Consider the following 7,156-nt stretch of genomic DNA (forward strand, 5'->3'; position numbering starts at 1 on the left):
GGCGGAGGGCGCGGCGGGGGACGCGTGCGAAAAGGCGAAGGCGATCGCGGGTGACTCGGGGGCGCGGCTCGCGCGGTGCCAGGTTCAGGGGGACGTCGTCGAGGTTTCGGTGGCGGTGGACGTGATGGTGCCGATGGGGATAGGGGCGGTCAAGGTCCTGTCGCGGGCAAGGGCTGGTCCTGTGACGCAGGAGGAAGTAATCTGGCGCGGCAGAACTCGTTGCACTGAGTGTCAATAGACCGGGGAGGGGGTCGGAGGATGGGAAAGCGCGCCTCTTTGTCATCGTCCTGTGACTTCTACTACCCGGTGGTACGTTACGCTGCTGTAAGCGCGTAGTTATCAGTCGGCACATGTGCCCCGCGAGGCCCTCAGCGGGATGAGGCGAGCAGGACGCGTCGAAGGGATTGAGGCCGTGACCATCATCCGCAGGATCGGTGCAGTCGCGCTTGCGGCCCCCCTTGCGATGAGCTTCCCGGTACTCGCCGCACAACCCGCGCAGGCCGCCGCGACAAGCGTCATCAGCCCCGCCGACGGCACGGTCGTGAGGAGCGGCTCGGAGCTGACCGCCAAGGCGCACTTCGACTTCGCGGTCACCATGCAGTTGTGGGTGACCGGGCCCGGGATCGGCGACACCTTCCTGCAGCAGAAGGGCTTCACCGGCGACATGAGCGGGACGTTCCCGATCCGTCGGAACGGCAGCTACAAGGTCTACCTCAAGGGCAAGCAGACCGGTCACATCTACGACTCCAACAGCTTCATCGTGCGCATCGCCCCCGCGGCGCCCACCGGTGTGTCCGCCAAGGCGTCCGGCAACAAGCTCGTCGTGAAGTGGAACCGCGGCCTTGAGGACGACCTCAACGGCTACGCGCTTTCGGGTTCCGGGATCAAGTCCAAGTCCGGCTCGCTGAACTCGCTCTGCCAGGGCACGAGCTGCTCCACGAGCGTTACGCTGACCCGGTCGAGCGGGCCGGTCTCCGTCGGCGTCCGGGCGCGGCGTCCCACCGGGACGGGCGGATCGCTGTACTCGAGCACCTCCACCGCGAGCGCCATGGTGAGCGGAGGCTCCGCGTCACTGCCCGGAGGCTCCGCTCCGTCCCTGCCCTCGGCCGGCGACGCGCCCAGCGCCGGGACCCCGCTGACTCCGTTCAACAACGAGTCGCCGGTGACCCTCCCGTCCGTCCAGCCCGATGGTGCGGCGCCCGGGATCACCTACCCCGCCCCCGAGATCGCCACCGACTCGCCGAAGGCCCAGAACGTCGCGGCGACCGACCGGCTCCAGTGGGGCAAGAGCGTGGGCATTGCGATGATCCTGCTGATCGTCGCCGGGCACCTCGGAACCTGGACGCGCCGGCTGCGCGCCACCCAGGCGGGGACGAGCAGCAAGGGCATGGCCGCCCGCATCGCGAGCGGCGGCACAGGCCGCAAGCGGGTCAGCAAGTCCCGCGAGCAGATCGCCCGCGCCGAGGCTCTCGCCAAGACGGCCCCGGTCATGGCGATCGGCAAAGCCAACAAGGGCGGCAGGAGTTCGAGGCCCGCGCGCCTGGGCGACACGCAGGTGCTGAACCGGCCGCAGGGGAAGCCGAGGCCCGTGCGCCGTCCTGCGACGCTCGGCAAGGTCGCCAGCGGCGTGGACGTCAGCATTGCCAAGTCTGATCCCAAGCGTCGTCGGCGTCGGTAGCCCCGCCGGCCCGCCGGTCTGGTCGTCCGGGGGCGGTGCGCCGCGGCGGCGTGGGGGTGTTCGGGTCACGTACCTCCGCCGTCCGGCTTCGGCTGGGTGGCTTCGGGGGCGGGGCAGGTGCTTTTGCCTGCTCGGCCAGTCGGCATGTCGTGGTGCGCTTTGGTCGGTTCAGTCGTGGGTGCGGTACGGCTTGGTCGGTGCTTTGGTGGCTCGGTCGGTGGGCAGCGGTTCGCAGGCAAGGTAGGGCGGAGCGCGACGTGGCGGTGGTGGTTTGGGGTGTTTGGGGTTGTGTGATGGGGTTCTGGTTTGGGGGGTTGGGAGGAGTTAGGCTGCTGGATCGTCCGCGGCTTCGGCCCAGCCCGTTCGGGGGTGTCAGAGGGCCTGATGGAGAGGAGACCCTCCGCATGATCTTCCTGGGGCTGGTCCTCGCGCTCGCCGCCATCGTGGTCGGTGTCGTCGTGGTGCTGGACAACGCGGGCGAGGCCCAGCTGAGCATGTTCGGCGACGCCGTACCGGGGATCACGGAGCAGTGGCACGTCTTCATGGCCGGGGCCGTGGTGGCCATCGTGTTCATGGCGGGGATGGTGGTCGCGGCGCTCGGGTTCAAGCGTGCGGTGAGCATGCGCCGGGAGTTGAGGGATCTGCGGGACGAGCACGAGGAGTCCCTCCAGACGCTGGAGATGGAGCGGCGGAAGCTGCAGCAGGCACTGGCTCAGGCGCGGCGCGGGGTTGACGATCGCCCGTCCGTGCCCGCTCAGCGGATCGCTCCGAACTGACTCACGGCGTCGCGTACTGGTCCTCGTAGGCCTCGGACGGGGTGATGGGCGTGATGACGTCGATGAGGACGCCGTTGGGGTCGGCCACGATGAAGTGGCGCTGTCCGAAGTCCTCGCTGCGCAGGTCGAGCTCGGGGTGCAGGCCCTCATGGAGGACGAGCCGTCCCCACTCGGCGTCCACGTCCTCCACCTCGAAGTTCAGCAGAAGGCCCTGGACGGGCTTGCGGTACGCCTCCGGCAGAGTCGGGTGCGTGTAGTCGAGCAGGGCGAGTTCGTAGGGGGACGTTCCGGGGCGGCGCAGGCTGACGTACCAGTCGGCCTCGAACGTCGTCTCGAAGCCCAGCAGTCCGGTGTAGAAGCGGTGGGACTCCGCCGGCCGGGGTGTGCAGATCACGGGGTAGAAGCTGGTCAGGCGCATGAGGATCTCCTTTCGCATACCGTTGGTATGTGACGCTACACTGGCGTACCGGCGGTATGTCAAGGAGGGTTCGTGTGAACGGCAGGGCACTGCGGCGGGAGCGGACGCGCGAGCTGCTCCTGCGTGAGAGCAGGCGGTTGTTCGCCACGCGCGGGTACGCCGAGGTGAGCCTCTCCGAGATCGTCGGCGCGGCGGGCGTCACCAAGGGCGCGCTCTATCACCTGTACGAGAGCAAGGCCGAGCTCTTCCGTGCCGTCCTGGAGCAGGTCCAACGGGAGGTGGCCGCGACCGTGGCGCGGACGGCCGACGCCGAAGACGACCCGTGGACGCGTTTCACGGAGGGCTGCCAGGCGTTCCTCACCGCCAGCACGGCCCCGGACGTCCAGCGGATCATGCTCGTGGACGGTCCGGCGGTCCTCGGCTGGAACGAGTGGCGGGCACTGGACGAGGCCGGCTCGGCGAGCCATCTGGCCGACGTGATCACCGAGTTGATCGGTGCGGGCATGATCGCCCCTCAGCCGGTCGCGCCGCTGACCCATCTGCTGTCGGGCGCCATGAACGAGGCCGCGCTGTGGCTCGCCGCATCGGGTGAGCCCGAGGAGAACCTGCCCGATGTCCGCTCCGCACTGGCCCGGATGCTCGACGCGCTCCGTGCCGCTTGAGCGAATCGCCTGGTGGGGTCAGGTCGGAGCCTGGGCCAGGAGGGTGGCCAGGAGGGTCAGGGCGCCGCGCTTGTCGAGGGGGTCGTTGCCGTTTCCGCATTTGGGGGACTGGATGCAGGACGGGCAGCCGGAGTCGCATTCGCAGGAGGCGATCGCGTCCCGGGTGGCGTGGAGCCAGGCGCCGGCGTCGGCGTAACCGCGTTCGGCGAAGCCCGCGCCGCCCTCGTGGCCGTCGTAGACGAAGACGGTCAGGAGGCCGGTGTCGGGATGGACGGCGGTGGACACGCCGCCGATGTCCCAGCGGTCGCAGGTGGCGAACAGGGGAAGCAGGCCGATCGAGGCGTGTTCGGCGGCGTGTGCGGCGCCGGCGAGGTCGAGGTCCTGGTCGTCCAGGGTGGAGATCTGGGTGTCGGAGAGCGTCCACCAGACGGCGCGGGTGCGGAGGGTGCGGGGCGGGAGCTCCAGGGGCTTCTCGCCGAGCATCTCGCCCGTTTGCAAGCGGCGCATCTGGTAGGCGACCACCTGGCGGGTGACTTCGACGGTTCCGAAGCAGAGCGTGGCCTCGCCCCAGGAGACGGAGCGGAGCCGTTCCACGATGGAGATGTCGGTGACGTCGCGGGCGGTCGTCGAGTAGTCGGGGTCGGCCGATTCGACGAGCGCTACGGAGTCGTCCAGGTCGAGGGTGTGGACGATGAACGAGTCGCCTTGGTGGATGTAGACGGCGCCTTCGTGGACGGTGGTGTGCGCGGACGCTTCGTCGACGGTGCCGAGGAGGCGTCCGGTGCCCAGTTCCACGACCTGGATGGGGTCGCCCCCGGCGCCCCGGATGTCGGCCAGGCCGGCGGCCCGGTCGCGGCGTGTCCAGTACCAGCCGGCGGGGCGGCGGCGGAGGAAACCCCGGCGGACGAGGTCGGGCAGCAGGTCGGCGGTCGAGGGGCCGAAGAGCGGAAGGTCGGCCTCGGTGAGTGCCATCTCGGACGCCGCGGCGCAGAGGTGAGGTTCGAGGACGTACGGGTTGTCGGGGTCGAGCACGGTGGCCTCGACCGGCGTCCCGAAGATCGCCTCGGGGTGGTGGACGAGGAACGTGTCGAGCGGATCGTCCCGGGCCACCAGGACCGAGAGGGCCGCCTGGCCGGAACGTCCGGCGCGTCCGGCCTGCTGCCACAGGGACGCGCGCGTGCCGGGCCAGCCGCAGACGAGGACGGCGTCGAGGCCGGAGACGTCCACGCCGAGCTCCAGGGCGTTCGTGCTCGCCAGGCCGATGATCGAACGGGAGCGCAAGGCGGCTTCCAGGGCACGTCGTTCCTCGGGGAGGTAACCGGCGCGGTAGGCGGCGACCTGCTCGGCCAGAGCGGGAGTGACTTCGTGCAGAGCGCGCTTGGCGCTGAGTGCCACCGACTCTGCGCCGCGCCTGGAGCGGACGAACGCGAGCGTCTGGACGCCTTCTACAACGAGATCCGCGAGGAGGTCACCTGCCTCAGCGGTGGCGGTGCGGCGCACGGGGGCGCCGTGCTCGCCCCGGAGTTCGGTGAGGGGCGGCTCCCACAGCGCGAAAGTCGCCGGGCCGCGTGGGGAGGCATCGTCGTCGACGGCGACGACGTCCAGTCCGGTGAGGCGAGACGCAGTGGTGGCGGGCTCGGACGTGGTGGCCGAGGCCAGGATGAAGGTCGGGCTGGAGTGGTAGCGGGCGCACAGCCGGCGCAGGCGGCGCAGGACGTGCGCGACGTGGGATCCGAAGACGCCCCGGTAGCCGTGCGCCTCGTCGATGACGACGTAGCGGAGACGGCGCAGGAACGATGACCAGCGGGTATGGCCGGGCAGTATCGACCGGTGCAGCATGTCCGGGTTCGTCAGCACGTAGTTCGCGTGCTGCCGGACCCACGTCCGTTCGTCCGGTGGTGTGTCGCCGTCGTAGGTCGCCGCCCGCACGCGCGTGAGGCGAAGGGAGCGCAGCGCGCGGAGCTGGTCGGCGGCGAGGGCCTTGGTGGGGGCCAGGTAGAGGACCGTCCCCTCGCGGCGGGGGTTCTCGTCCCCTGAGTAGATCGCCTCGACGGAAGGCAGCAGGTAGGCGAGGGATTTCCCGGACGCCGTCCCTGTGGCGATGATCACAGAGCGGCCCGCTCGGGCGTGTTCGGCCGCGGCGGCCTGGTGCGCCCACGGCGCCTCGATGCCGGCGCCGGCCAGCCGCTCGACCAGAAGCGGCGGTGACCAGGCCGGCCAGTCGGCACGACGGCCCTGACGTGCGGGAACGCTCTCCACATGGGTGATGCGTTCGCGTCGCGTGGGGTCGGCGAGCAGCCGGTCGAGAGGGGGTGAAGATCTTTGGGCGCCCATCAGGTTTTCAGTTTGCCAGCCGGGGCAAAACAACGGGAACGCCCCGGCGCCGGTGAGCCCGTCCCCCTGTTCTGGCCACTGGATCAGCAGGTCAGACAGGATGGCGCTAACTTTCGTCCGTGTGGGCGATAACGTGCGTGTACGACGCCGGAGCGTGGTTGAATCACGGCGAAGTCTCGATGGCCGAACCGCCCGCTCTGGCAGGTTCGAGGATCGGGATCAGATAGTGCTGCACGGTGCGCTGGAGGATCTGTGGACCTGAAGGTGAACGACTACACCACCGACGATGGCCTCACCGTCATCAACGTGGAAGGCGAGATCGACGTCTACACGGCGCCGAAGCTTCGCGAGAAGCTCATCGATCTGGTCAACAAGGGCAAGTTCCACCTGCTGGTGGACATGGAGAAGGTCGAGTTCCTGGACTCCACCGGCCTCGGTGTCCTCGTCGGCGGACTGAAGCGGGTGCGCGCCCACGACGGATCGCTGGAACTGGTGTGCACCCAGGAGCGCATCCTCAAGATCTTCCGGATCACGGGACTGACCAAGGTCTTCGGCATCCACGACTCGATCGCCGAGGCCGAGGAGAAGCGCAAGGGCGCCAAGTAGGCGGCCTGTAGCTGAGATGTCGACCGTTGAACTGTCCTTCAGTGCGCTGCCCGTCCATGTCCGGACCGCCCGGCTGATCGTGACCGCCGTGGCCCGCCGCAGCGGCGTCGCGGAGCCGCTTCTGGACGAGGTCAGGCTCGCGGTGGGTGAGGCGTGCTCGCGAGCCGTGGAGGCGCATCGCCGCCACTGCCCGGACGAGCCCGTCCGCCTCGAACTGAGCGGCGCCGACCGGCGCTTCGAGGTGACCGTCAGCGACACCGTCCCCGGAGAGGACGCGACGGGGGGCCTCCCCACACCCCTGGACACGGAGGAGTTCGAGTACGGCCTGGGCGAGGGCACCGCGGAACTGGGCCTGGCCGTCATCGCCGGCCTCGCCGACGACGTGGAGATCGCCACGACGCCCAAGGGAGTCCAGATACGGATGAGCTGGCCGGCCGAGGCGGAAGCGACCATCTGACTCCGCCCGCCCCTCCCGAAAGCGACCGAAGGCCCCGTCACCCCGGCGGGGCCTTCGTCATTCCCGCACCTGTCCCCCGAGGGCCGGGCTTGCTCGTCGCGCGGTGGTCCGGCCGTGGGCGGACGCCTATCACTCGATCAACCGACGGCCTCGTGACCCGTGCGGGGCCGTCGTCGTCCCCCGCACCTGTTCATAGAGCCGGGTCTCGGGGCGCGGGGGTCGGGG

General features: G+C 69.9%; 7 protein-coding genes. 5 read left to right on the plus strand and 2 right to left on the minus strand.

Going from position 1 to position 7,156, the window contains the following annotated elements:
• The first annotated feature begins 463 nt into the window (after nt 1-463).
• Nucleotides 464-1,678, plus strand: coding sequence for a hypothetical protein (locus tag E1281_RS35060; RefSeq protein ID WP_131884002.1), 1,215 nt, complete (start codon nt 464-466; stop codon nt 1,676-1,678).
• A 404-nt stretch (nt 1,679-2,082) separates the two neighbouring features.
• On the plus strand, nt 2,083-2,454 hold the full coding sequence (locus E1281_RS35065; RefSeq protein WP_131884003.1) for a hypothetical protein: 372 nt from the start codon (nt 2,083-2,085) through the stop codon (nt 2,452-2,454).
• Nucleotide 2,455: 1 nt separating this feature from the next.
• Here the strand turns inward: E1281_RS35065 and E1281_RS35070 are convergent, their stop codons facing one another.
• Nucleotides 2,456-2,872 (minus strand): VOC family protein, encoded by a 417-nt coding sequence (locus E1281_RS35070; protein ID WP_131884004.1) that lies wholly within the window; start codon nt 2,870-2,872, stop codon nt 2,456-2,458.
• A gap of 56 nt (nt 2,873-2,928) precedes the next feature.
• Here E1281_RS35070 and E1281_RS35075 point away from each other — a divergent pair, with 56 nt between their 5' ends.
• The gene (locus tag E1281_RS35075) at nt 2,929-3,534 is read left to right on the plus strand and encodes a TetR/AcrR family transcriptional regulator (protein WP_131884005.1); all 606 of its coding nucleotides are present in this window, start codon (nt 2,929-2,931) and stop codon (nt 3,532-3,534) included.
• 18 nt (nt 3,535-3,552) lie between these two features.
• Here E1281_RS35075 and E1281_RS35080 read toward each other — a convergent pair whose 3' ends face one another.
• A complete protein-coding gene (locus E1281_RS35080) occupies nt 3,553-5,868 on the minus strand; it encodes a DEAD/DEAH box helicase (RefSeq protein ID WP_131884006.1) in 2,316 nt (771 codons plus the stop codon).
• 252 nt (nt 5,869-6,120) lie between these two features.
• Here E1281_RS35080 and E1281_RS35085 point away from each other — a divergent pair, with 252 nt between their 5' ends.
• Nucleotides 6,121-6,474 (plus strand): STAS domain-containing protein, encoded by a 354-nt coding sequence (locus tag E1281_RS35085; protein ID WP_021597910.1) that lies wholly within the window; start codon nt 6,121-6,123, stop codon nt 6,472-6,474.
• Between the two features lie 16 nt (nt 6,475-6,490).
• On the plus strand, nt 6,491-6,931 hold the full coding sequence (locus E1281_RS35090) for an ATP-binding protein (protein ID WP_131884007.1): 441 nt from the start codon (nt 6,491-6,493) through the stop codon (nt 6,929-6,931).
• Nucleotides 6,932-7,156 lie beyond the last annotated feature (225 nt).

Source organism: Actinomadura sp. KC345 (assembly GCF_004348515.1).
Taxonomy (GTDB): Bacteria; Actinomycetota; Actinomycetes; order Streptosporangiales; family Streptosporangiaceae; genus Spirillospora.

Excerpts from the sequence above, each read along its gene's own strand:
- E1281_RS35060 (WP_131884002.1), top strand. The coding sequence starts at position 464 with ATGAGCTTCCCGGTACTCGCCGCACAACCCGCGCAGGCCGCCGCGACA.
- E1281_RS35065 (WP_131884003.1), top strand. The coding sequence starts at position 2,083 with ATGATCTTCCTGGGGCTGGTCCTCGCGCTCGCCGCCATCGTGGTCGGT.
- E1281_RS35070 (WP_131884004.1), bottom strand. The coding sequence starts at position 2,872 with ATGCGCCTGACCAGCTTCTACCCCGTGATCTGCACACCCCGGCCGGCG.
- E1281_RS35075 (WP_131884005.1), top strand. The coding sequence starts at position 2,929 with ATGTCAAGGAGGGTTCGTGTGAACGGCAGGGCACTGCGGCGGGAGCGG.
- E1281_RS35080 (WP_131884006.1), bottom strand. The coding sequence starts at position 5,868 with ATGGGCGCCCAAAGATCTTCACCCCCTCTCGACCGGCTGCTCGCCGAC.
- E1281_RS35090 (WP_131884007.1), top strand. The coding sequence starts at position 6,491 with ATGTCGACCGTTGAACTGTCCTTCAGTGCGCTGCCCGTCCATGTCCGG.